Annotated in this window: 21 protein-coding genes; 2 read left to right on the forward strand and 19 right to left on the reverse strand. The window is 72.4% G+C overall.

Annotated elements, in window-relative coordinates:
• Nucleotides 1-49 precede the first annotated feature (49 nt).
• Genes AC068B_RS32840 through AC068B_RS32865 form a run of 6 tightly spaced genes read right to left on the reverse strand, consistent with a single transcriptional unit; the run spans nucleotide 50 to nucleotide 6,967 of the window.
• A complete protein-coding gene (locus AC068B_RS32840) occupies nucleotides 50-490 on the reverse strand; it encodes a GNAT family N-acetyltransferase (RefSeq protein ID WP_478675181.1) in 441 nt (146 codons plus the stop codon).
• Nucleotides 474-1,763, reverse strand: a complete 1,290-nt coding sequence (gene purB / locus AC068B_RS32845; protein WP_478675182.1) for an adenylosuccinate lyase — start codon at nucleotides 1,761-1,763, stop codon at nucleotides 474-476. The genes AC068B_RS32840 and purB overlap by 17 nt, the downstream gene beginning before the upstream one ends.
• 24 nt (nucleotides 1,764-1,787) lie before the next feature.
• Nucleotides 1,788-3,296: a glutamine synthetase family protein gene (locus AC068B_RS32850; protein WP_478675183.1), complete on the reverse strand. Its 1,509-nt coding sequence runs from the start codon at nucleotides 3,294-3,296 to the stop codon at nucleotides 1,788-1,790.
• A 4-nt stretch (nucleotides 3,297-3,300) separates the two neighbouring features.
• On the reverse strand, nucleotides 3,301-4,698 hold the full coding sequence (locus AC068B_RS32855; protein ID WP_478675184.1) for an amidase: 1,398 nt from the start codon (nucleotides 4,696-4,698) through the stop codon (nucleotides 3,301-3,303).
• Nucleotides 4,695-6,644 (reverse strand): hypothetical protein, encoded by a 1,950-nt coding sequence (locus AC068B_RS32860; protein ID WP_478675185.1) that lies wholly within the window; start codon nucleotides 6,642-6,644, stop codon nucleotides 4,695-4,697. Before AC068B_RS32860 ends, AC068B_RS32855 begins: the two co-directional genes overlap by 4 nt.
• A complete protein-coding gene (locus tag AC068B_RS32865; protein ID WP_478675186.1) occupies nucleotides 6,641-6,967 on the reverse strand; it encodes a 4Fe-4S dicluster domain-containing protein in 327 nt (108 codons plus the stop codon). Before AC068B_RS32865 ends, AC068B_RS32860 begins: the two co-directional genes overlap by 4 nt.
• Nucleotides 6,968-7,166: 199 nt before the next feature.
• Between AC068B_RS32865 and AC068B_RS32870 the strand changes: the two genes are divergently transcribed.
• Nucleotides 7,167-7,631 (forward strand): VOC family protein, encoded by a 465-nt coding sequence (locus tag AC068B_RS32870; protein WP_478675187.1) that lies wholly within the window; start codon nucleotides 7,167-7,169, stop codon nucleotides 7,629-7,631.
• A gap of 84 nt (nucleotides 7,632-7,715) precedes the next feature.
• On the opposite strand, the gene AC068B_RS32875 is transcribed toward AC068B_RS32870, so the two are convergent.
• Together AC068B_RS32875 and AC068B_RS32880 are read right to left on the reverse strand one after the other, a co-directional pair.
• On the reverse strand, nucleotides 7,716-8,168 hold the full coding sequence (locus AC068B_RS32875) for a carboxymuconolactone decarboxylase family protein (protein WP_055567053.1): 453 nt from the start codon (nucleotides 8,166-8,168) through the stop codon (nucleotides 7,716-7,718).
• A 184-nt stretch (nucleotides 8,169-8,352) separates the two neighbouring features.
• On the reverse strand, nucleotides 8,353-10,473 hold the full coding sequence (locus tag AC068B_RS32880) for an MMPL family transporter (RefSeq protein ID WP_478675188.1): 2,121 nt from the start codon (nucleotides 10,471-10,473) through the stop codon (nucleotides 8,353-8,355).
• A gap of 281 nt (nucleotides 10,474-10,754) precedes the next feature.
• Between AC068B_RS32880 and AC068B_RS32885 the strand changes: the two genes are divergently transcribed.
• Nucleotides 10,755-11,624, forward strand: coding sequence for a sigma-70 family RNA polymerase sigma factor (locus tag AC068B_RS32885; protein ID WP_356268661.1), 870 nt, complete (start codon nucleotides 10,755-10,757; stop codon nucleotides 11,622-11,624).
• A gap of 13 nt (nucleotides 11,625-11,637) precedes the next feature.
• Here the strand turns inward: AC068B_RS32885 and AC068B_RS32890 are convergent, their stop codons facing one another.
• From AC068B_RS32890 to AC068B_RS32940, 11 genes are all read right to left on the reverse strand, one after another.
• Entirely contained in the window at nucleotides 11,638-12,513 is an 876-nt protein-coding gene (locus tag AC068B_RS32890) for an alpha/beta hydrolase (RefSeq protein WP_478675189.1), read from the reverse strand.
• Between the two features lie 23 nt (nucleotides 12,514-12,536).
• Nucleotides 12,537-14,060, reverse strand: coding sequence for an FAD-dependent monooxygenase (locus AC068B_RS32895; protein ID WP_478675190.1), 1,524 nt, complete (start codon nucleotides 14,058-14,060; stop codon nucleotides 12,537-12,539).
• Nucleotides 14,061-14,159: 99 nt separating this feature from the next.
• Nucleotides 14,160-15,701, reverse strand: a complete 1,542-nt coding sequence (locus tag AC068B_RS32900; protein WP_478675191.1) for an FAD-dependent monooxygenase — start codon at nucleotides 15,699-15,701, stop codon at nucleotides 14,160-14,162.
• 1 nt (nucleotide 15,702) lies between these two features.
• A complete protein-coding gene (locus AC068B_RS32905; RefSeq protein WP_478675192.1) occupies nucleotides 15,703-16,647 on the reverse strand; it encodes an aromatase/cyclase in 945 nt (314 codons plus the stop codon).
• A gap of 26 nt (nucleotides 16,648-16,673) precedes the next feature.
• The gene (gene fabG, locus AC068B_RS32910) at nucleotides 16,674-17,459 is read right to left on the reverse strand and encodes a 3-oxoacyl-ACP reductase FabG (RefSeq protein ID WP_478675193.1); all 786 of its coding nucleotides are present in this window, start codon (nucleotides 17,457-17,459) and stop codon (nucleotides 16,674-16,676) included.
• A gap of 13 nt (nucleotides 17,460-17,472) precedes the next feature.
• Entirely contained in the window at nucleotides 17,473-17,760 is a 288-nt protein-coding gene (locus AC068B_RS32915) for an acyl carrier protein (protein WP_356268318.1), read from the reverse strand.
• An 84-nt stretch (nucleotides 17,761-17,844) separates the two neighbouring features.
• Entirely contained in the window at nucleotides 17,845-19,056 is a 1,212-nt protein-coding gene (locus AC068B_RS32920; protein WP_478675194.1) for a ketosynthase chain-length factor, read from the reverse strand.
• Nucleotides 19,053-20,324, reverse strand: coding sequence for a beta-ketoacyl-[acyl-carrier-protein] synthase family protein (locus AC068B_RS32925; RefSeq protein WP_356268322.1), 1,272 nt, complete (start codon nucleotides 20,322-20,324; stop codon nucleotides 19,053-19,055). Before AC068B_RS32925 ends, AC068B_RS32920 begins: the two co-directional genes overlap by 4 nt.
• On the reverse strand, nucleotides 20,321-20,650 hold the full coding sequence (locus AC068B_RS32930) for a TcmI family type II polyketide cyclase (protein WP_468569142.1): 330 nt from the start codon (nucleotides 20,648-20,650) through the stop codon (nucleotides 20,321-20,323). The genes AC068B_RS32925 and AC068B_RS32930 overlap by 4 nt, the downstream gene beginning before the upstream one ends.
• Nucleotides 20,651-20,805: 155 nt before the next feature.
• Nucleotides 20,806-21,501, reverse strand: coding sequence for an antibiotic biosynthesis monooxygenase (locus AC068B_RS32935; protein ID WP_478675195.1), 696 nt, complete (start codon nucleotides 21,499-21,501; stop codon nucleotides 20,806-20,808).
• A 51-nt stretch (nucleotides 21,502-21,552) separates the two neighbouring features.
• A complete protein-coding gene (locus tag AC068B_RS32940) occupies nucleotides 21,553-23,019 on the reverse strand; it encodes an FAD-dependent monooxygenase (protein ID WP_478675196.1) in 1,467 nt (488 codons plus the stop codon).
• Nucleotides 23,020-23,187: the final 168 nt, after the last annotated feature.

Consider the following 23,187-nt stretch of genomic DNA (forward strand, 5'->3'; position numbering starts at 1 on the left):
CCGGACGTGCGGCCGGCGGCCCGGAGGATCGTGGTGACGGTCTGCCCGTCTAGGGGTGGGCGCGGGGCGGTCCCTGCAGGGGCTGTCCGGGGTTGAGGACCCATGCGGAGTCGTGCCGGGTGAAGCCCACGCGCGGGTAGTAGCCGGTGGCGGCGGGGGCCGACAGGAGCACCACCTTGGCGTCGGGGGCCTGTTGCCGGGTCGCGTCCAGCAGGGCGGTGCCCACTCCGGAGCGCTGGTGGCGGCGGATGACGGCGATGTCCGACAGGTAGGTGACGTAGGAGAAGTCGGAGATGCTGCGGGCGATGCCGATGAGGGTGTTGTCCGTTTCCCGGGCGATGACGACGAGGTTGGCCTCGCGGATCATCGCGGCCATCCGGTCGCGGTCCTGGACGGGCCGGCGCTCGCCCAGGCCCGAGTCGTGGTAGACGGCCAGCACCTCGTCCAGGTCGAGGTCCGTGCCGCTGACGCGTTCAGTTTTCCAGCTCATCGAGCATCTCCAATCGCCGCCGTATGACGTCGTGGTGGACCAGGAAGTGTTCGGGCCGCAGCTCCTGGCGCAGGTGGACGCCTTCTTGGGCCAGAGTGTCCTTGAAGGGGGTGCCGGTGGCCGCGGTGCGGTTCGCGGCGGCCTGTGCGGAGCGGTAGGCCCGCTCGCGTTCGGTGCCCTCGCCCAGCAGTTCCACCAGGACGGCGGAGCTGTGGATGAGGCCGTGGGTGTGGTCCAGGGCGGCCCGCATCCGGTCGGGGTGCACGCGCAGGCCGGCCACCAGTTCTTCGGCCCGGGTGGCCTGGAAGTGGGCGACGGAGAGGCTGTCGGGCAGGATGACCCGCTCGGCCGCCTGGTGGGCCAGGTCGCGTTCGTGCCACAGGGCGACGTCTTCGAGTGCGGTGGTGGCGTAGCCGCGCAGCAGGCGGGCCAGGCCGCACAGCCGTTCGCTGGTGGTGGGGTTGCGTTTGTGCGGCATGGCGCTGGAGCCCTGGTAGGCGCCGGCGCGCTGTTCTTCGACCTCGGCGACCTCGGTGCGCTGCAGCAGCCGCAGTTCCAGGGCGATCTGTTCGACGCAGGCGCCCAGGGCGGCGACGGCCTGGACCAGTTGGGCGTGGCGGTCGCGGGCGACGACCTGGCTGGGGGCGGGTTCGATGCCCAGGCCCAGCGCCTGGCACACGTGTTCCTCGACGAACGGGTCGATGAGCGCGTAGGTACCCACCGAGCCGGAGACGGTGCCGACCGCGACGGCTTCGCGGGCAGCGGCCAGGCGGTTGAGGGAGCGGTCGACGGCGAAGGCGTAGCCGGCGAGTTTGTGCCCGAAGGTGGTCGGCTCGGCGTGGATGCCGTGGGTGCGTCCGACCATCAGGGTGTCCCAGTGCTCCTGGGCGCGGGCCACCAGGGTGCGGCGCAGGCGCCTGCCCGCGGTGCTCAGCAGGTCCACGGCCCGGGCCAGGGTGTGGCCCAGCGCGGTGTCCACCAGGTCGTAGCTGGTCATGCCCAGGTGGACCCAGCGGGCGGAGGGTTCGGGGATGTCCTCGCAGTAGGCGGCGAGGAAGGAGAGGACCTCGTGGTCGCGTTCCTTCTCGATCTCCGCGATGCGGTGCGCGAGCGGTACCCGGGCCCGGCGCATGTCCTGGAGCGCTTCTTCGGGGACGCGGCCCAGGTGGACCTGGGCCTCGGTCGCCAGGATCTCGACGCGGACCCAGGTGGCGTAGCGCGACTGGTCGGAGAAGAGATCCGCCATCTCGGGCAGGGTGTATCGGGCAATCATGCAACGACCTCTGTTCTGCGGTGGTCAGTACGCCTCGAAGTACTCGCGCTGTTCCCATGCGGTGACCTGGTCCTCGCCTGTTCCGGTGGTGGCGCGCCAGGTGTCGTAGCGGTGCAGTTCGCTCTCCTTGAGTTTGGTGAGGCAGGCCGCCAGGGGCCGGCCCAGGAGCTGTTCGGCGCGGCCGGTGCGGAAGGCGTCCAGGGATTCGTGCAGGGACTGCGGTACGAACTGGGGTGAGGCGGTGCCCGGTGGGCGGCCGGTCTCGGGGGCCGGGGTGCCGGTGAGGCCTTCGAGGCCGGCGAACAGCTGGGCGGCGATGGCGAGGTAGGGGTTGGCGCACGGTTCCGCGCTGCGGTTTTCGATGTGGGCGCCCGGCCCTGCGCCGACCATGCGGAGCATGACGCTGCGGTCCTCCACGCTCCAGTCGATGCGGGTGGGGGCCAGTGCGTGGCGGGAGTTGAGCCGCCGGTAGCCGTTGACGGTGGGCACCGACAGCAGGAACAGCTCGCGGCTCCAGGCCAGCAGGCCCTCGGCGTAGGCCTTGGCCTGCGGGGAGGGTCCGCCGGATGGGCCTTCGGCGGTGAAGAGGTTGCGTCCGCTGGCGGTGTCCAGGACGCACTGGTGCACGTGCCAGCCGCTGGGGTCGAAGGCGTCCAGGCCCGGCTGTGACATGAAGGAGGCGTGGTGGCCGCGCTGGGCGCACCAGCGTTTGGTGGTGGTGCGGAAGAGCAGCATCGCATCGGCGGTGTCCAGGGCGGGCATCGGGCTGAAGGTGGATTCGACCTGGCCGGGCCCGGACTCGTGTTCCATCGAGCGCAGGGGCAGGCCCAGCGCGCTCAGGTGCAGGGCCAGGGGGTCGGTGAGGGGGGCGACGGAGTCGTAGCGGGCGTCCAGGTTGAACTGGTAGCCGGCGTTCAGGGGCGCCACCTGGGGGGCGCTGCCCTGCAGGCCGAAGCCGTTGCCCTCGTTGCCCGGCGCGCCCTCGAGCAGGCGGGTGAGGTACCACTCGACTTCGAGGCCCACCACGGGGGTGTAGCCGTGGGCGGTGTAGGCGGCGTCCAGGCGGCGCAGCACGGCGCGGGAGGAGAGGGGGTGTGCGGTGCCGTCGCGCAGGTATTCGTCGCCGATGACCCAGGCGGTGCGGGGCTGGGTGCCGGGCAGGGGCTGGAAGGTCAGGGGGTCGGGCACCAGGATGAAGTTGCCGGCGCCGGCGAGTTCTTCGACGCCCAGGCCGGGCTCGCCCAGGAAGTCGACGGCGATGGCGTGGCCGGTGTCGAAGAGGAAGGGGCCCGGGCTGAAGTTCATGCCGTTGCGCAGGACCGAGCGGAAGGTGTCGGCGGTCAGGGTCTTGGAGCGGGCCAGGCCGTGCGGGTCGCAGAAGACCAGGCGGACGAAGTCGAGCTGGGCCAGGTCGGCCTCGATCTGTTCGGCGGCGGCCAGCTGTTCCTGGCTCCACAGTGCGTGGTCCGCGACGAAGGAGGGGGTGCCGACGGCGTCCTGGGCGGCTACGGAGCGCCATGAGCGGGTGTACATGGTTTTAGGGGGTCCTTTCGGTGGCGGGGACGAGTGCGTGCTGCAGGCGGGGCGGGGGCAGCGGTCCCAGTTCTGCTTCCAGCCGGTGGGCCACGGTCAGGACCAGTTCGTCGGCGCCGACGGGGCCCACGAGCTGGATCCCGGCGGGCAGTCCGGAGCCGGTGAGGCCGGCGGGGAGGGTCACCGCGGGCTGGCCGGTCATGTTGAAGGGGTAGGAGGCGGGCGACCAGGCCAGCCAGAGCAGGTCGCGGGGGTCGGCGGCCCAGGGCGGGGCGATGGCGCCGAGGTCGAAGGGCTCGATGGGGACGGTGGCCATGGCCAGCAGGCCGTGGCGGCGCATCACCGAGCGCAGCCGGGTGCGCAGTTGCTGGCGGACCTCTTCGGCGCGGATCAGGGCGGTGCCGCTCAGGGAGCGTCCGTGGCGGACGATTTCCAGGCGTCCGGGGTCGCAGTGTTCTTCGTCCTCGCGGGGTGTGCCGGCGGCTTCGGCGGCGGCCAGGATGTCGACGAGGGCCGGGTAGAGGTCGTCGCAGCGCACCTCGATGCGTTCGACCCGGTGTCCCTGGCCGGTGAGGGCGGCGATCGCCTGTTCGGTCACCTTGCGGATCTCGTCGGTGGTGCCGTCGTACTCGATCCATCCGATGTGCTGGGAGCGGCGGCCCGGGGGCTGGTCGATCGAGCCGAGTCCGGAGTCGGGGTCGGCGGGGTGCGGGCCCGCGATGACGGCGGCCAGGGCGGCGGCGTCGGTGACGGTGCGGGCCAGGGTGCCCTGGTGGGCGAGGCGGTCGACGCCGTTGGGGACGTAGGGGACGCGTCCGTAGGAGGGTTTGTAGCCGGCCACTCCGCAGAACGCGGCGGGGATCCGGATGGAGCCGGCGCCGTCGGTGGCCAGGGCGCCCTCGCCCAGGCCGGTGGCCACGGCGGCGGCGGCCCCGCCGCTGGAGCCGCCCGCGGTGCGGCCGGGGGCGTAGGGGTTGGCGGTGGGCGGGGTGAGGCGGCCCAGGGTGGCGGCGCTCCAGCCGTACTCGGAGGTCGTGGTCTTGCCGATGATGACGGCGCCGGCCGCGCGCAGCCGGGCGACGGCCGGGGCGTCTTCGCGGGCGCGCCGGTTTTCCAGCAGGGAGCCGCGGGTGGTGGGCAGGTCGCGGGTCTGCAGCAGGTCCTTGACCGAGACGGTGACGCCCAGCAGCGGGGCGCCGTGCCAGGCGTCGTCGCCGCGTTCGCGGATGCGGCGGTCGGCCTGTTCGGCGGCCTGGAGTGCCTCGTCTCCCGCGGCGGTGACGAAGGCGCCCAGGGTGTCCTGGTCGCGGACGGCGCCGAGCACGGCCTGGACGTGCTCCAGGACGGTGGTTTCCCTGCGGCGCAGGTGCTGGGTGAGTTCGCCGATTCCCCGGGCGGTCATCGTGGGGTGCCCAGGGGGCCGGGACGGGCGGTGTCGGTGCCGGTTTCGGTGCCGGTGATCGTGCGCCAGTGCCATGCCGCGTCGAATGCGGTGACCTCCACCGGCGCCCCGGCGGCGGTCAGTTCGGCGGCCAGGGTGGTGGCGCGGGCCACGAAGCGCGACGCCCGGTGCGCGGCCAGCAGGTCCGCCTCCTCGAAGGGGCGGCCCGCGCAGCGCAGCAGGCGCAGGTCGACGAAGCCGTTGAAGGTGCGTCCGGCCACCTCCACGGGCTGCGGGGAACGGATGGAGAACCGCACGTTGTTGCTGACGTGCCCGTGGTGGTGCTGGTCGGAGAAGAACGCGATGTCGGGGATGGTCGGCGGCACGAAGTGGTCGCGGGCCACCACCGCGGGATGGCGGGGCAGGCTGCCGGGGACGAAGTGCCAGGAGTTGTACTGCATGCGCGAGGACATCGCCCACGCCGCGTCCGCCACCGCCTCCTTCGAGCCGCCGAAGTGGGCGCGGGCCCGGGGCCTTGGGACCACGCAGCAGAAGTAGTGGGTGATGTCCCAGCCGCAGATCTCCGCCCAGCTCTCCGCGCGCAGCCCGGCGATCAGGGCGGGCAGCGAGCGCATGCCGCGGCTCATGGCGAAGTCGGCGTCGAAGACCTCGGCGACGGCCGCCACGCTCTCGTGGACCAGCGCCTCAAAGCCGGTGGCATAGGGCCCGTGCGGCCGGGCCAGCCACTGCGGGGCGGCGGCCGCGCTGTGGCCCAGCTCGTCCAGGGTGGTGCCGGTCAGCGGGAGGCTGCGGGTCAGCCGCAGGCTGACCTCCTCGTCGCGCCGGCGCACCTCTTGGGTGTCGGTGGCGATGCGTTCCACCTTGTGCATCAGCGTGCCGTGGATCTCGCGGTAGAGCGGCACCTGCCGGATCACCTGCCGGCGGCGTGCGCCCAGGGCCTCGGCGAGGGTCTTCAGGTCCTCCGCGCCGTGGGACGCGGCGGGGGCCACCGGCTCGCCGGGGACGCTGTTGTAGGAGCGGCGGATGCGTTCCAGCATGGCCGCGACGTGGTCGATGCGCAGCTGGGTGCCGTTGGCCTCCTCCACCCGGCCCGCGCCGGCCGAGCGGATGAGCAGGGTGAGGCCGACCACCAGCTGCACGTCGTGGTCCGACCACAGTTCCAGGGGCAGTTGCTGCAGGCTGCTCAGGACGCAGTCGGGGTGGCCGGGCCACAGGGTCTTGCCGGTGAGGCTGTTCTGCTCGCGGAAGTTGGTGTACTGGCGGTGCTCCTGGTAGAGCACGAAGGGGGCGGTGCGCAGGGCTGCTTCCTTGGCCTGGTCCAGGAGTTCGTCGCGGCCCTTCTCGCCCTGCCGGTCCAGCCAGGCGCGGCAGTCGGCGACGGTGTCGGCGGTGCGGGCGGCGGCGCGGCTCAGCTCGGCGTGGTAGGCGCGGGCGGCCTGCAGCGACCAGGGCACGCGCCGTACTCCGCCGACCAGGTCCCGGCGGTCCAGGGGGCCCTGGGCGGGGCCGCGCAGGACGATCCGGCCGGTGGTGGCCAGGGCCAGCTCGCCGACGAAGACGGGTTCCTCGGCGGCCGCTTCGATGAGGTCGACCGGGGCCGTCTCGGCGGCCGGGCCTGCCGGGCCGGGCTCGTCCTGACGCCAGGTCAGGCCCCACAGGGCCCTGAAGGCGGCCTCCTGCGAGGTGCTCAGGGCCCGCAGCTGCACCTCGGGCGGGACGTGTCCGTCGAGGCTGAGCAGGATGTCCACGCAGGAGCGCAGGTCCTCCTTGGCCCGGGCCCGCTCCCAGACCCGGGCCAGCAGGGTGGGGAAGCCGGCGCCCGGCTCGCGGGTGCGGTCGGGTCCTGCCGCGGTGCCCGCGGGGGTGCCCAGCCTGCTGGGGCGGCGGCTGATGCGCTTCCTGGCGTTGGCGGCGCGGCGGCTCTCGCGCTCGGAGGGCCCGCTCATGAGGTGCCCGTGGACAGGTCGATGTGGCTCCACAGGGCGGCGTCGGTGGGGTCCCAGTCCTCGTCGACGTAGATGCAGTCGACGGGGCACTCCAACACGCAGGCAGGACAGCCCGAGCACAGCTCGGGAATGATGATGACGTCGAGTCCGCGGTCGAATATGGCGCCGAACTCCTCGGGACAGCCGCGCAGACAGCTGTCGCAGGTGATGCACTCCGAGGTCTCTATGCGGCGCGGTGGCTTCTTCCAGTTCTCGCCGCGAGTTCGCGCGGCGATCCGCTCGGAACGGGCGGATTTCGCCGCCGGCAATGCGTTCTCGCTCACGGAACACTCACCCTTCGGGTCGGTTCGAGACGCCCACATCGTTACGACGGTGTCTCGACCACTCCATGAGCTTCGGTGGTGGCGTACTCGACTGCTTTGTTCAACCGGTGAATTGCTCGGTTGAACAGTGGTGACCGGCGGATACCGTCGTGCCGGGCAACAGCCCGGCAACCGACCACCACGAACAGGAGCAGCCACGATGCCTGCGACACCGGCGCCGAAACTGATGACGTTCCTGACCTTCAGGAGGGAGGCCGAGGAGGCGCTGCAGTTCTACACCTCGCTCTTCGACAACTCCGAGGTGCACCGGATGATCCGGGCGCGCGCCGGGGAGCCGGGGTGGGAGGAAGGGGTGCTGCAGCACGCGCTCTTTACACTCGACGGGCAGATGTTCATGTGCACGAACATGCCGCCGCCGGGGGCCGTTGGATACGATCTCGCCCCGTGGGATTCGTATGAGTTCTCGCCCGCGACCGCGATATATGTGCAGTGCGAATCGGAAAGTGAATTCGATCGCCTCTACACGTCCCTTTCCGAGAAGGGTGAGGTCATCATGCCGGCGGGCGGGTATGAATTCAGTGCCCGGTTCGCGTGGTTGACCGACCGGTTCGGGGTGTCGTGGCGCATCAATCTCGTGCCGTTGCGGGGGTCGCGCGGGCGGTGACACAGGCTCTGAGGGGCCGCAGACGCGGCTGAGGCCGGCCCACCCCGGGGGGAGGTGGCCGGCCTCAGCCGTGTGCTGTGCCGGTCAGCCCCAGGCGCCGGCGATCGCCTTGGTAGTCACGTTCAGGCGGTTGAAGAAGTTGGTCAGGGCGACCATCAGGACCAGTGCCGCCAGGCCCTTCTCGTCGTAGTGGGCGGTGGCCCGCTCCCACACGTCGTCCGGCACCGGGTCGGAGCGGTCGGACAGCCGGGTGGCGGCCTCGGCCAGCTCCAGCGCGGCGCGCTCGGCGTCGGTGAAGTAGGACGTCTCCCGCCAGGCGGCGACGGCGAACAGGCGCTCCTCGGTCTCGCCGGCCTTGCGGGCGCCGCGGGCCCCGGAGTCCACACAGGGGCTGCAGCCGTTGATCTGGCTCGCGCGCAGGTGGACCAGGTCCAGGGTCGTCTTCGGGACCCCGCCGGAGTAGATCGCCTTGTACATGTCCTGGACGGGCTGCGTGGCGTCAAGGATCATCGCCGGGTTCTGCAGGCGCGCTTCCATGGTTATTCCTCTCTTGGACCAACATCCGACGCCGCTGTCAGGCGGCGTCACTTCTATGACGAACGGGGGCGGGCGAGTGTGACAGCTGCAGGTCACCGGGTCTGCGGGGACCTGGACGGAGGGGGGCGCGGGCGCCGCGCCGCGGGGGAATTCGACGCGGCGCCCCTTCCGTCCGGCGCGCCGGTCAGGTGCCGACGTCGACGCGGGCGGTCTGTGACGGGTGCTCGCTGGGCAGCGGCGCCTCGTCCTCGGGGTGGCCCGGGCGCCAGATGCGCGGGCCGATGGACAGGGAGAGTGCGGGGATCAGCAGGCTGCGCACCAGGAAGGTGTCCAGGAGGATGCCGATCGCGATGAGCAGGCCCTGCTGCAGCGAGGACACGGTCGGGATCGCGGCCAGGACGCAGAAGGTGGCCGCCAGCACGACGCCCGCGGAGGTGATGACCCCGCCGGTGACGGTGAGGCCGGTGAGGGTGCCCTCGCGGTGTCCGCGCACCTTGACCTCTTCCCGGACCCGTGCCATCAGGAAGATCGTGTAGTCCACCCCGAGTGCGACCAGGAACAGGAAGCCGATCAGCAGCAGTCCGCGGTCGATGCGCGGGTAGTCGATGGCGTGGAAGAGCAGGGAGGCGGCGCCGACGGCGGAGGCGAAGGAGACCACCACCGAGGCGAGCAGGACCAGCGGGGCGACCACCGCGCGCAGCACCAGGACCAGCATGAGGAAGACGACCGCGAGGATCAGCGGGATCAGCAGCATCTCCTCGTCCTTCTGGGCGTCGGAGGTGTCCAGCACGATCGCGGTCTGGCCGCCCACGACGGCCTCGGCGCTCTCGCCGTCGGTCTTGTCCAGTGCGGTGCGCATCCGGTCGACGGTGTCCTTGGCCGCCGCGGTGTCCGGGGCGTCCTCGAACACCGCGGTCAGGTGGGTCCAGCCGTCCGCGGTGCGTCCGGTGGCGGCGGACTGCACGCCGGGCACGTCCTGGACGGTGCGCAGCGCGGTGCCGGCGCCGGCGGCGGGCACGTAGATGTCGGCGGGCGCGGAGGAGCCCGCGGGGAAGTGGTCGGCCAGCAGGTGCTGGCCCTCGACGGAGTCGACGGACTTGGTGAACTGCTCGGCCTGGGTCTGGCCGGTCTCCACCGTGGTGGTGCCGAGCGCCAGCAGGGCCAGGACGCCCAGGGAGGCGGCCCACACCACGCGGGGCCTGCGGCCCACGACCTGGGCCACGCGGGCCCAGGCGCCGTGCTCCTTCTCGGCGCTCGCGTCGTAGCCGGGGGTGTGGCGCGGTACGAAGGGCCAGAACGTCCAGCGGCCCAGGATGACGAGGAGGGCGGGCAGCAGCGAGGTCATCGCCAGGAAGACCACCGCGATGCCGATGGCCACGACCGGGCCCAGGCCCTGGGTGGAGTTCATGCTGCCGAAGACGAGGCAGAGCGTGGCCACGCCGACGGTGGCCGCGGAGGCCGCAAGGGCGGGCAGGGAGCGGCGCACGGCGATCTGCATCGCCTCGTGCCGGTCCTCGTGGCGGTGGAGTTCCTCGCGGTAGCGGGCGATGAGCAGCAGGGCGTAGTCGGTGCCGACGCCCACGCACAGGATCATCAGGATGTACGCGCTGAGGCCGTTGACGAGCAGGCCCGCGTGTTTGGCCAGCAGGTAGACGACGCCGCTGGCGACCTGGCTGGCCAGGAACACGGTCAGCAGCGGGACCAGCCACAGCACGGGGCTGCGGTAGGTGAGCAGGAGCAGCAGGGCGACGACGCCGAGGGCGGCGCCCAGCAGGGCCCCGTCCATGCCGCTGTAGACGTCGGCGAAGTCGCGGACGCTGCCCGCCTCGCCGGCGATGCGGATGTCGAGGCCGTCGGGTGCGCCCTTCTTGACGATGTCCTCGGAGTCGCCGACGGCGTCGGTGAGCACGCCGTTGTCGCTGGGGCTGGTGCGCAGCGGGTAGCTGAGGAAGGCGGCCTTGCCGTCCTCGGAGACCTGGGCCTTGGCGACGTCGCCGACGGCGACGTCGTCCTGGAGGGTGGCGCGGTCCGCGTCGATCTTGGTCCGGTCGGCGTCGGTGAGGCCGCCGCCGCGGGCGTAGATGATGATGGCGGTGCTGCTGTCCTTGTCGGCGAAGTGCTCCTCGGCCAGCTTCACCGCCTGGGTCGACTGGGCGCTGGAGGGCAGCCAGGTCTCGGGGTCGTTGTCCTGTACGTCTCCCAGCTTGGCCGCCAGGGATCCGCCCGCTGAGATCAGCACCAGCCAGATCACGAGCACGGCCCACTTGGAGCGGCGGCCGCTGACCATTCGGGCATAGCGGGTCAAGAAACCGGCTGCGGCGCTGGGATCGTCACTGCGGGTGTCTGGTCGCCGACGTAGTGTTGTCATGGATGCTCGCAAAGGGTCAGGGAGCCTGCTCTCGACAGCTCCGGTCCGAATCCGGGAGAGAGCGCGACCAGGGGCGCGGCGCCCTTGCGTAGCCTGCGGCTGCCGCATCCCGTCACACGCGGGTGGTCCCGTTCGTCACTGCTATGACGCCCGGCAGCGCGAAGATGTGACAGGCGTTTGTCACACACCGACCGGGATCGAAGGGGACGACGGTGGTCATGCAGGAAAACGAACGGTTGGCGCGCGCGTTCGAGGAGAAGCGTCCGCGGCTGCAGGCCGTGGCCCACCGCATGCTCGGCTCGACCGATGAGGCCGAGGACGCCGTGCAGGAGGCCTGGATCAGGCTGCACCGCAGCGAGACCGACAGCGTGGAGAACCTCGACGGCTGGCTCACCACGGTCGTGGGACGGGTCTGCCTGGACATGCTCCGCGCCCGCAACCGCCGCGAGGAGTTCCTCGCGGAGCACGCCGAACCCTCGGGCGAGCCCCGCACCGAGGACACCTCCGACCCGGAACAGGCGGCCGTACTGGCCGACTCCGTGGGCCTGGCGATGCTGGTGGTCCTGGACACCCTGGACCCCGACGAGCGGCTCGCCTTCGTCCTGCACGACACGTTCGCCGTGCCGTTCGCCGACATCGCCGCGATCATCGGGCGCAGCCCGGCGGCCACCCGGCAGCTGGCCAGCCGCGCCCGCCGGCGCGTGCACGGCGCCTCTCCCCTGCCCGACCTGCAGCGCCAGCACAAGGTCGTGGACGCCTTCCTCACCGCCGCCCGCAACGGCGAGTTCGACCGTCTCCTTGCCCTGCTGGCCCCCGACGCCACCATGCACGCCGACGACACGGCGGTCCGCATCGGCGCCGCCCCCCTCACCGAGGGCGCGCGGGGCGTGGCGAGCATCTTCTCCGGCGGCGCCGAAGCGGCCCGGATCGCCCTCGTCGACGGATCAGTGGGCGCCGTGTGGCAGTCCAAGGTGCGCCCCATCGTGGTCTTCAACTTCACCATCGAGGACGGGAAGATCACCGCGATCGACCTGGTGGCCGGGCCCGAGCGGCTGCGGGAACTGGACATCGTGGTCCTGGACGGCTGAGAGGTGGGGAGGGTCAGCGCCCGGTGGCATCCGGGCGCAGGCACTCCTCCAGGAACGCCAGGGCCCGCAGATGGTAGGCGCGGGCCGCCCAGCCCAGGCTGATGTTGTGCCCCGCGTCCGGCTGCCGCGCCACCACGACGCGGGGCGAGGCGGTGAACGCGGCCGCCAGGGCGGCCAGTTCGCCCTCCTCGTGGCGCCACCACAGCTCGTGCTCGGCGAAGGTGACCCGCACCGGCACCCGCACCCGGGGCGCGAGCCGGTCGAACGCCCCCGGCCAGGACAGCAGGTCGGCCGCCTCCCGCGCGGGCATCGGCGCGACCGTGCCCGCACTGGCCCGGAAGGTGCCCGGCGGATACAGCCGCAACGGCCCCCAGTGCCGGCGCCGGTCGCCCTGCCGGCCGCGGCGCACATCGTCCTCGGCACCCGGCGCATAGCGCCGCCCGCAGCCCGAGACGTCCACACCGAGCAGCCCGTCCCCGCCCGTTGCCTGCGCGGCAACCGACAGGGCCAGCTTGCCGCCGAAGGAGTGCGCCAGCAGGAAGACGCCCGCGCCGACGGGACGACGGTGGGCGAAGTCGGCAACGGCCGCACGCAGCAGCGGAGTCTGCTCCGCGACGCGCAGCCCGTCCGGCAGCGCGGCGGCGGACCGGCCGTAACCGGGACGGTCCACCGCCAGCACCGTGTAGCCAAGCCGGGCCCCCAGCCGCAGCAGCGACAGCTCCGGGCGCGCCTGCCCGTCGAAGTACCCGGCGCTCATGCCGCCGCCGTGCACCGCCACGACCAGGGCGCGCGGTGCGCCGCCCGCGGGCTCGCTCAGCAGCGCGGACAGGGACACACCGGCCGCGTCCAGGACGATCTCGCGGACCCCGCCCGCGGGTTGGCCGGTCACGGGTGTCCCGGCGGCCGCCGCCACTACGCGGCTCGCCCCTCGCCGAACCAGCGGCCCAGCGCGCCCTCGAGCCCGTGCGCCAAGCCCTCGCCCGTCCACACCACGTGCCCGTCGGGCCGCACCAGGACCGCGTCCAGGCCCGCCAGCACGTCGGTGGCGCCCTCCACGGGCTTGGCGGCGGCCGTCACCACCTCGACGCGGCCCGCCCAGCGGGCGCCGACGGCGCGCACCCCGGCGTCGTCGGCCAGGTCGAGCAGCACGCCGCGCGCCGGGTGCAGCAGGCGCGCGGTGTCGCTCTCGCCGTCGGCGCCGGTCAGCGGGCGCTTGGCGAGGCGGCGCCCGACCAGCGGGTGGGCGGGAAGCGTGCCGGGGGCGCTCACGTCGTAGCGGATGTCGAGGTGGCTGACGATCCCCGCCAGGTGCCGCTTGACCTCGTCGTGCTCGATGAGCTCGGCGAACAGGGCGCGCAGCGGGTCCGACTGCTCACCGCCCAGGAACACCGTGCCCTGCGCGCGCGTGTTCATCATCAGCCGCTGCCCCACCGGGTGCCGCTCCCCGTGGTAGGTGTCCAGCAGGCCCGCCGGGGCGGTGCCGCGCACCGTGGCGGCCAGCTTCCAGCCCAGGTTGGCCGCGTCCTGCACGCCGGTGCTCAACCCCTGGCCGCCGGCCGGGAGATGGATGTGCGCCGCGTCCCCGGCCAGCAGCACCCGGCCGCGCCGGTACGCGTCGGCCTGGCGGGTGGCGTCGCTGAAGGAGCTCACCCACTCGGCGCTGCCGCCGCTGATGTCCTGGCCGGTGATGTGCTGCCAGGCCGCCGCGACCTCGGCGAAGGTGATGTCGTCGTCCCGGTCGCGGGCCGGGGCGCCGTGCGGGCAGACGATGATGCGGTCCACGCCCTCCTTCAGCGGGGCCGCCATCACCATGCCGTGGGGCAGCCGCTCGCCCAGGAAGCGGGGCTCGAGCCCGCAGCCCACCACGTCGGCCAGGAACATCGCACGGCTTGCGGGCAGTCCGGGAAAGCCGAAACCGGCCGCCCTGCGGATGCTGCTCTGCCCGCCGTCGCAGCCCACCAGGTAGGCGGCGCGCAACTGCCGCGTCCCGTCGGGGCTCGCGACGGTGACCTCGACGTGGTCGCCGTCCAGGAAGCCCTCGGCCAGGGACGTCACCTCCCAGCCGCGCCGGATGTCCGCACCCAGCTCCAGCGCCCACTCCTCCAGGACGGCCTCGGTCTGGTCCTGCGGGATCCCGCGGGCCCCGAAGTGCCCGTCCTCCAGAGCCGTGTAGTCGAACTGCACCCCGCCGAAGTGCCCCATGGGGCTGACCGCGAGCGTCTCGCCCTGCCCGAACCTCGGCAGCAGCCCGCGCTGGTCGAACACCTCCATGGCGCGGGCGGTGAAGCCCAGCCCGCGCGACTGCCCGGTCGGCGCGGCGAGGCGCTCCAGGAGGATGACGCGGGCTCCGCCCAGGCGCAGTTCGCCCGCCAGCATCAGCCCGGCCGGTCCGGCGCCGACCACGATGACGTCGGTGTCCACCGCTGTCCCTGCCATGATTGTCCTGCCTCTCCTCGCTCGGATCCGGTCTCTTTTCCTACGTTCGAAGGCGGCCGTGCACAGGGGCAGTCGGGCGGGAGGGGGCGGGCCCCGCCGTCAGCGGGGGGTGCCGAACCAGCGCTCCAGCACGGCCGCGAGCTCCTCGGCGCCACCGGGATCCGCGCTCTGCCCCGCCCACACCACATAGCCGTCCGGGCGCACCGCCACGGCGCCCGTCTTGTCCAGCTCGCCCGGGTCGCTGCCCGGCTCCGGGCGGGCCACCACCAGGTCGACGCGGTCGGCCCACCGCTCCCCCACGGCCGGCACCCGCCCGTCCAGGCCGAGCAGCAACCCGCGCCCCGACCGCAGCAGTTCGAGGGTGGTGCAGGTGGAGCTGCCCACCCGCAGCCGGGCGTGCGGCAGCCGCGCGCCGACCAGCGGATGGCCCTCGCCGCAGGTGGCGTAGCGGATGTCGAGGCCGCTGATCATCCCGGCGAGGCGGGTGCGTACCGGCTCGTGGGCCATCAGCTCCGCAAGCACCGCGCGCAGCGGCTCCACCTCGCCGCTGCCGAGCAGCAGCATCGCCTGGGCGCGGATGTTGGCGAGCACCGCGCTGCCCACCGCGTGCCGCTCGGCGTGGTAGGTGTCCAGGAGCCCCTGGGGGGCGTGGCCCGCGAGGACGGCCGCGAGTTTCCAGCCGAGGTTGAACGCGTCCTGCAGGCCCAGGTTGAGGGCCTGTCCGCCGATGGGCATCTGGCGGTGCGCGGCGTCGCCCGCGTACAGCACGCGGCCGTGCCGGTACTGCGCGAGCTGGCGGTTGGCGTCGTCGAAGTGGTTGACCCACAGCGGGGTGCCGGTGCTGATGTCCTCGCCGGTCACCCGCTGCCAGGCGGCGGCCATCTCCGCGAACCGCGGGGGCTCGGTGCGCCGGCGTACGGCCGCGCCGAACTCGTGGACCATCACCCGGGTCACGCCGTCGGGCCGCCGCGCCGCGATCGCCAGGCCGCCCGGCAGCCGCTCGAAGCGCCGGTCGGGGACGTCGATGCCCTCGACGTCGGCGCGCAGCAGTTCGCGGGAGGCCTCCTGTCCGGGGAAGTCGGCTCCGGCCAGGGTGCGCACCGTGGAGTCCTGGCCGTCGCAGGCCACCAGGTAGCGGCCGCGCAGCCGCACCGGACGCCCGTCGCGGCCGACCGCCTCCGCCTCAACGAACTCGCCGTCCTGGGCCAGGTCGAGCAGTTGCAGCCGGTGGCCGCAGCGGATGTCCGCGCCGAGCGAGAGCGCCCACTCCTCCAGGACCGACTCCGTCCTGGTCTGGGGCACCTTGTGCTGTCCGGGATAGGCACCGGGCAGGGTGAGGTCCAGGGGCAGGCCGCCGAAGTGGCCCCGCGGCTCGGTGGGCGGGCTGGCGAAGTCGGTCAGCAGGCCCCGGCTGTCGAAGATCTCCATGGTGCGGGCGTGCAGCGTCGAGGCCCGCGACTCCTTGGTGGGGCGGTGGCGCTGCTCGACGACGGCCACCTGGATGCCGTGCAGGCACAGTTCGGCGGTGAGCAGCAGCCCCACGGGGCCGGCACCGACGATGATGACCTGGGTCTCCATCACGTCGGTGCGGCCCGGTACGGCCGCCGCCCGGCGGGTGCGGTCCCGGTCCTGCGCGGCCATGTCAGTGCTTCCGCTCCGCGTAGTCCTTGGCATGGCCCAGCGTGGCGCGGCTGTTGGCGGACAGCGCGCCGTGCACGTACGCGCGGGCGTCGGCGACCGTGGCCTGGTCGCCGAGGATCTTGGCGATGTTGGCGGTGTTGATCGACACGGTGTGCTGCGAGCTGGCCTCGGCGGTGTCCCGGCCGGTGTCGGTGAACGTCCAGTAGCCGGTGTGCAGGGTCATCAGCGCGGGCAGCGTGACCTGCTTGTAGGCGATCTTCCGGGCGTCCAGGGCGACCCGGTAGGACTTGGTGGTGTGCACCGAGCCGTCCTTGGCGCGGGTGTCCATCTCCAGGCTCTGCAGGCCCGGGGCGGGTTCCTCGAAGCGCACGGTGGCCACGTGCGGCAGCCGCTCTGGCCAGCGCCCGGCCTCGTTGACGAAGTCGAAGACGTCCTTGGCGGCGCCGTTGACCTGGACGCTGTCGGTGAAGGAGAAGACCAGGTCGTCGCTCTCCGCGGCGTGGGCGTGCTCGACGTTGTCCTTCAGCGCGGCCAGTTCCGAGGTGCTGTTGGTGTCCACGGCCTTGTCGATCCACTGCAGGTCCTGCGGGTCGTCGTCGATGGCCCGGTAGTCGTGCAGCAGCCGCACGCGGGCGCTGTCGGCGCCGAGGGGCTCCACGATCCAGGTGCCGCCCATCGCGGCGACCGGAGGGGTGGTGACCTCCTGGCGGAAGCCGATCCGCAGGGCCTCGGGGTCCAGGGTGCGGCGCGACGTCCAGTTCTTGGGCTCGCCGTTGGCGGTCGCCCAGATGCGGATGCGTTCCTGGTTGTCGCCTGTCTGTTCGCGCTCGACGTGGATGGTGGGCGGGAAGATCTGCGGCCAGTGGCTCACGTCCGCCAGCAGGCGGTAGATGGTGGCCGCGGGCGCGGCGATGGTGATCTCGTGCTCGACCTGACGCGTCGTCATGAGAGTTGCTCCTTGTCCGGGCCGGGTCAGAAGTTGCCGAGTCCGCCGCAGACGTTGAGGGCCTGGGAGGTGATGGAGGCGGCGGTGTCGGAGGCCAGGTAGCCGATGAGCCCGGCCACCTCCTGGGGGGTGCTGTAGCGGCCGAGGGGGATCTTGGCCTGGAACTTGGTGAGGATCGCCTCCTCGGTGCTCTGGTAGGCGGCCGCATAGCCCTGGCGCACCCGCTGCGCCATCGGCGTCTCCACATAGCCGGGGCAGACCGCGTTGACGGTGATGCCGGTGGGCGCCAGCTCATTGCCCAGCGCCTTGGTGAAACCCACGACCCCGTGCTTGGAGGCGGAGTAGGGGGCGCCGAGCACGACGCCCTGTTTGCCCGCGGTGGAGGCGACGTTGATGATGCGGCCCCGCTCCAGATCCCGCATGCCACCGGTGGTCAGCACCTGACGGGTCATCCGGAACACACTATTGAGATTGGTGTCGATCACGTCGTCCCACAGCTCGTCACTGACATCCGCGGTCACCCCGCCACCCGAGCGGCCCGCATTGTTGACCAGCACATCGATGGGGCCGAACCGCTCGACGGCCGCCCCGACGAAGGAGCGGACGGAGGCGCCGTCGCGCACGTCCAGGGCCTGGCCCTCGGCTTCGAGGCCGTCGTTGCGCAGCGCCTTGACGGTCGCGATGACGTCGCTCTCGGTGCGGGCGCCGATGAACACCCGGTGGCCCTGCTCGGCCAGCAGCCGGGCGGTGGCCAGGCCGATGCCGCTGGTCGCGCCGGTGACGAGTGCGACGCGGGGGGTGGGCTGTGTCATGTCGGATGTCCTTTCAGGCCACGTGGGCGGCGGCCAGCCGCTCGTTGACGGTGTGGATCAGTTCCCGGGGGGTCAGGGCGTCGGTCAGCGTGTCGTCGTCCAGCGAGATGCCGTACTCGCGCTCGATGCAGCCGCCGGTCTCCAGCAGCGCCAGCGACTCGTAGCCCAGCAGGCCGAACGTGGTGTCCAGGATGTCGCCGTCCAGGGCGGCGGCCTCATCCGCGCCCGCGGCCTCGATGAGGATGCGCCGCAGGTCGGCGAGGGTGAAACGGTGCTCCGTGAGGTCGGCCGTATCAGTCATGTCGGTCTGCTTCCTTCGTCTCGGGCGTCTCAGGCGTCTCGGGCGTCTCGGGCTCGGGCGGCGCTGCGGTGCGGCGCGGGCGGTTCACTGCCCGGCGCGCACGACCAGCGCGGAGTTGAACCCGCCGTGGCCCCGGGCCAGCACCAGCGCGCTGCGCAGCGTGGCCGGGCGCACCTGGTAGAGCACCAGGTCCAGGTCGTACTCGGGGCAGGGGTCGATGTGGACGGTGGGCGGGATGACGCCGGCCCGCATCGACAGCAGCGCGCAGGCCACGTCCAGCGGTGCGGCGCCGGAGTGCAGGCGGCCGGTCATCGTCTTGGGCACGGTGACCGGGACCCGGCCGGAGCCGAACACCTCACTGATCGCCTCGGCCTCGGCGCGGTCCAGTTCGGGCACGCCCGCGCCGTCGGCGAAGACCACGTCGATGTCGCCGGGGGCGGCGCCCGCGTCGTCCAGGGCGATGCGGATGGCGGTGCGCAGGGTGGAGCCGCGGCCGCTGCCGGGCGGCGGGTCGAACGTCGCCCCGTACCCGGCCAGTTCGCCGTAGACCGTGGCGCCGCGGGCGCGGGCCGCGTCGGCGGACTCCATGATGAAGATCGCCCCGCCCTCGCCGGGCACATAGCCGCGGGCGTCACGGTCGAAGGGCAGGTAGGCGCGGGCCGGTTCGTCGCTGTCGCTCATCCGGCCGCCCGCGAGCTGGGCCACCCAGCCCCACGGGCAGACCGAGGCGTCCACCGCGCCGCCCACGATCAGCGGGGTGCCCTTGCGCACCAGCCGTCTGGCCTGCGCCAGCGCGTCCAGGCCGCCGGCCTGGTCGCTGACGACGACGCCGCTGGGCCCCTTCATGCCGTGCCGGATGGAGATCTGGCCGCTGTTGACCGCGTAGAACCAGGCGAAGGACTGGTAGGCGGAGACGAACTGGCTGCCCTTGGCCCACAGTTTCTGCAGCTCGTCCTGGCCGAACTCGAAGCCGCCCGCGTGGCTGGCGGTGACCACGCCCATGTCCAGCGGGTCGAACGTCTGCGGGTCCACACCGGCGTCCGCGAGCGCCCAGTCCGCCGCGGCCAGCGACAGCCGGGTGACCCGGTCCGTCTGCGGCAGCAGCCTGCCGGGCAGGTGCTCCGCGGCCTCGAAGCCGGGGATCTCCCCGGCCAGTTGGGCCGGGTAGCCGGAGGGGTCGAAGCGGGTGATGCGGCCGATGCCGCTCTTGGCGCCGAGGGTCGCCGCCCAGTAGTCGGCCGTGCCCAGGCCGTTCGGGGCGGCGATGCCCATGCCGGTGACCGCGACCGGGGTCATACGGTGCTCCTTTGCGCGCAGGTGAGCACCATGGCGCTCTGGAATCCGCCGAAGCCGCTGCCGACCGTCAGCACGGAGTCGACCCGCTGGTCACGGGCCGTCAGCGGGACGTAGTCCAGGTCGCATTCGGGGTCCGGCGTGTGGAGGTTGGCGGTGGGCGGCACGACGTCGTACTCCATCGCCAGGGCGGAGGCGGCGATCTCGATGGAGCCGATGGCGCCCAGCGAGTGCCCCACCATCGACTTGATCGAGCTGACCGGGGTGCGGTAGGCGTGCTCGCCCAGCGCCCGTTTGAACGCGGCCGTCTCGTGCCGGTCGTTCTGCTTGGTGCCCGAGCCGTGGGCGTTGATGTAGTCGATCGCCTCGGGGTTCAGCCGGGCCTCGTCCAGGGCGAGGCGGATGGCCTCGGCCATCTCCGCGCCGTCCCGGCGCAGTCCGGTCATGTGGTAGGCGTTGGAGCGGGTGGCGTAGCCGGCGATCTCGGCGTAGATGTGCGCGCCCCGGCGCCGGGCGCTCTCCAGTTCCTCCAGGACGAAGAAGGCGGCGCCCTCGCCGAGCACGAAGCCGTTGCGGGTGCTGTCGAAGGGCCGTGAGGCCTGCTCGGGCGCGTCGTGGCGCGGCGTGGTCGCCTTGATCGCGTCGAAGCACGCCATGGTGATCGGTGAGATCGGCGCGTCCGACGCCCCGGCGACCATGACGTCGACGGAGCCCTCCCGCACCAGCTCGACGGCGTAGCCGACCGCGTCGATGCCGGAGGTGCAGCCGGTGGAGACGACCGTGGCGGGTCCCTCGGCGCCGACCGCCCAGGCCACCTCCGCCGCGAACGAGCTGGGCACCAGGTAGTTGTACAGGTGCGGCACGGCGTAGCGGTGGTCGACCAGGTCGAGGCGGCCGCCGTCGCTGACGACGCGGTACTCGTTGTCCAGGCCCATGGTGGCGCCCACCGCGCTGCCGACGACCACACCGATCCGGTGGCGCTCGTAGGCGTCCAGTTCGGCGCCGCTGTCCTGGACCGCGCTGCGCGCCGTGACCACGGCGAACTGCGCGGCCCGGTCCATGCGCCGCACCTCCTGCGGGCTGAGCCCGTGCTCCAGGCCGCAGAAGTCGGCCTCGGCCGCCACCTTGGAGCGGAACGGCGCGGGGTCGAAGAAGGTGATGCCCCGGGTCGCGGTGCGGCCCTCGCTGATGAGCTGCCAGAACTCCTTGCGGCCCAGGCCGCCGGGGGCGAGGACCTCCAGGCCGGTGATGGCGACGCGGCGCTGCGTCATGCGCCGGCCTCCCAGGAGTAGAAGCGCTTGGCCATGGCGTCGGCCGGGGAGCGCCAGGTCGCCGGGTCGTAGGCCTCGATGTGCGGCTTGAGGTCCTCGCTGATCCGGACGAAGCGCGGGTCGTCCTTGGCCAGCTCGATCCGGGAGCCTCCGTCGTCGGAGTCGAAGTCCTGGAGGTGGAAGTACAGGCCGCGGTAGGCGAAGAGTTGGCGGCGCCGGGTGCCCATCCGGTGGGGCATGTCGGTGGCGTCGAAGTCGGTGAACAGGTCGGCGACGCTGGCGCTGGAGTCGATCGCCATCCGGGCCACGATCAGCGTGCTGTGCATACCTCGCTCCTTGCGGTGGGCGCCGGGTGCTGGGCACGACGGGGTCGGGACCGGCGGGCCGGTGTCGGGCGTGCCGGGGCCGGGCGGGGCGCCCGGCCCCGGCAGAAGTCCGGGCGCTGTGGGTGCCCGGCGGGGTGCGTGCGGCCGGGCAGGGGTCACACAGCGGCGGCGCGGCTGTGGATCACCCGGTAGGAGTTCCAGTCGCTCTCGGTCTTCAGGGCGTTGACGCGGGCCTCGGACTTCTGGCGGGTCTCGGACTGCTGCGCGGTGGGCTGGTTGCGGTGGGCGTCGTACTGCTCCTTGCTCGCCCACTGCGAGTAGACGACGGCGAAGGGGCCGTCCAGGAAGCGGGCGCGCAGTCCCTTGAAGACGCTGTGCGAGCGGTAGCCGGGCACGTCCACGAGCCAGGACTGGCCCTCGCCCAGCTCCGCGATCAGTTCGTCCTGGTTGCTTTCGGAGACCTTGAAGATCTCGATGACGGTGTGGTCGTCGCGGTCGGGCGAGACCTCGGTCGACTCGCCCTGGGAGGGGTGGCGCTGGGTGTGGACGATCTCGCTCTGCAGCAGCCGGATCGAGGTCGTGATGTCCTGGAAGACCGGCAGCGTGCGGTGCTTGAACTCCTCGCCTGCATACCGCTTCTCCAGGTCCTCGCCGCTGCGCCACTGGATGAAGTTGGCGGTGCCGGGGCTGTCCTGGCCGGCGTGCACGGTGGAGGAGATCCAGCCGTCGAAGGCCGCGGTGTCGACGATCTTCCGCATCTCCTGGATCAGCTTGTCCTGCTTCTCCGGCCGGTCGGTGGTGAACAGGTTGAGGACGGTCAGGTGCTTGTCCTGGGTGGAGATGTAGGGCATGGCGTGGTTTCGCTTCCTGTCAGAAGTGGATGCGCGGCGTGCGGTGCGGGTTCAGGCGGCGGGGCCGAACCAGCGCTCCAGGGCCCGGGGCAGGGTGCTGGCGCCCGGGTCGGGCGAGATCCAGGCGATGTAGCCGTCGGGGCGCAGCAGGATCGCGTCGGCGTCGGGCAGGTCCTGGCCGCGCTGCGCCTCGACGATGTCGACGCGGTCCGACCAGGCCTTGGCGGTGTCGAGCAGCGGGTGTTCGCCGCCGAAGTCGAGCAGGACGCCCCGGCCGCCGCTCAGCAGCGTGTAGAGGGTGGTGGGCTGCCCGTCGCGGGTCAGCGGGCCGTCCTGGAGGCGGCGGCCGAGCAGGGGGTGCTCCCCCGGTCCGACGTCGTGGCGGATGTCGAGTCCGGTGACCATGCCGACGAGGTGGCGCTGCACCGGCTCGTACTGCGTGAGCTCGGTGAAGACGTCGAGCAGCGGGGTGATCTCGTCGCCGCCGAGGTAGAGGATGCGCTGGGCCAGGGTGTTGGTGAGGATGCGGGCGCCGACCGGGTGCCGCTCGGCGTGGTAGGTGTCGAGCAGCCCGTCGGGGGCCAGTCCTTGCAGGGTGAGTGCCAGTTTCCAGCCGAGGTTGACCGCGTCCTGCACGCCGGCGCTCATGCCCTGGGCGCCGATGGGCAGGTGGATGTGGGCGGCGTCGCCCGCCAGGAACACCCGGCCGCGGCGGTACTGGGCGGCCTGCCGGCTCACGTCGGTGGTGGAGCTCACCCACAGCGGGGTGGCCGCGTGGATGTCCTCGCCCGACAGCTTCTGGAAGGTGTCGGCGACCTCGTCGAAGGTGATCGGGTCGGTGCTCTCGCGCAGCGGCTCGGTGCGGTCGTAGTAGATGATGCGGCAGCGGTCCGGGCCCAGCGGCAGCACCATGATCATGCCGTCGGGCACCCGTTCCCCGGCGAACCGGGGGCGCAGCCGCACTCCGGCGATGTCGGCGAAGCGCAGCTCGATGGCCGCCTCGGTGCCGGGGAAGTCGATCCCGGCGGCGCCGCGCACCGCGCTGCGGGCGCCGTCGCACCCGATGACGTAGCGCCCGCGCAGTTGTTCGCCGCCGTCCGGCCCCGCGACCTGCAGCGTCACCCCGTCCGCGTCCTGGAGCAGGCCGGTGACCTCGACGGGGCGGCGGATGCGGGCGCCCTGTTCGGCAGCCCAGCCGGCCAGCATCGCCTCGGTGCGGGACTGGGGTATGCCGCGGGCGCCGTAGGAACCGCCGCTGAGCACCCGGTAGTCCAGCGGCACCCCGCCGAAGTGCCCGGCGGGGATGACGTCGACCTCGCCGAGGCGGGACAGCAGGCCGCGCTGCCCGAATTCCTCGATGGTGCGCGCGGAGAATCCAAGAGCGCGTGACTGCTGCATCGGCTCGGCAAGCCGGTCGACCACGAGAACGGAAATTCCGTGCAGGCCCAACTCCCCGGCCAGCATGAGTCCTGTGGGGCCCGCACCTACGATGATCACGTCCGCGTCATAATTGTCCATCGTCGCCCATCCGCCCTCTTCTGGTTGATGTTTTACGAGTATGGACAGCGCCGGACCGGGCGGTAAAGAGACATCGGTACAGGGCTTCTACAGCCCACTACAGAAACGTGCGGAGAACGTCAGATCTTCTACAGGCGGGGTTGGTCGGGGCGTCTTTGTGGGCGCATT

It is taken from the genome of Streptomyces sp. NPDC042371 (genome assembly GCF_056437465.1).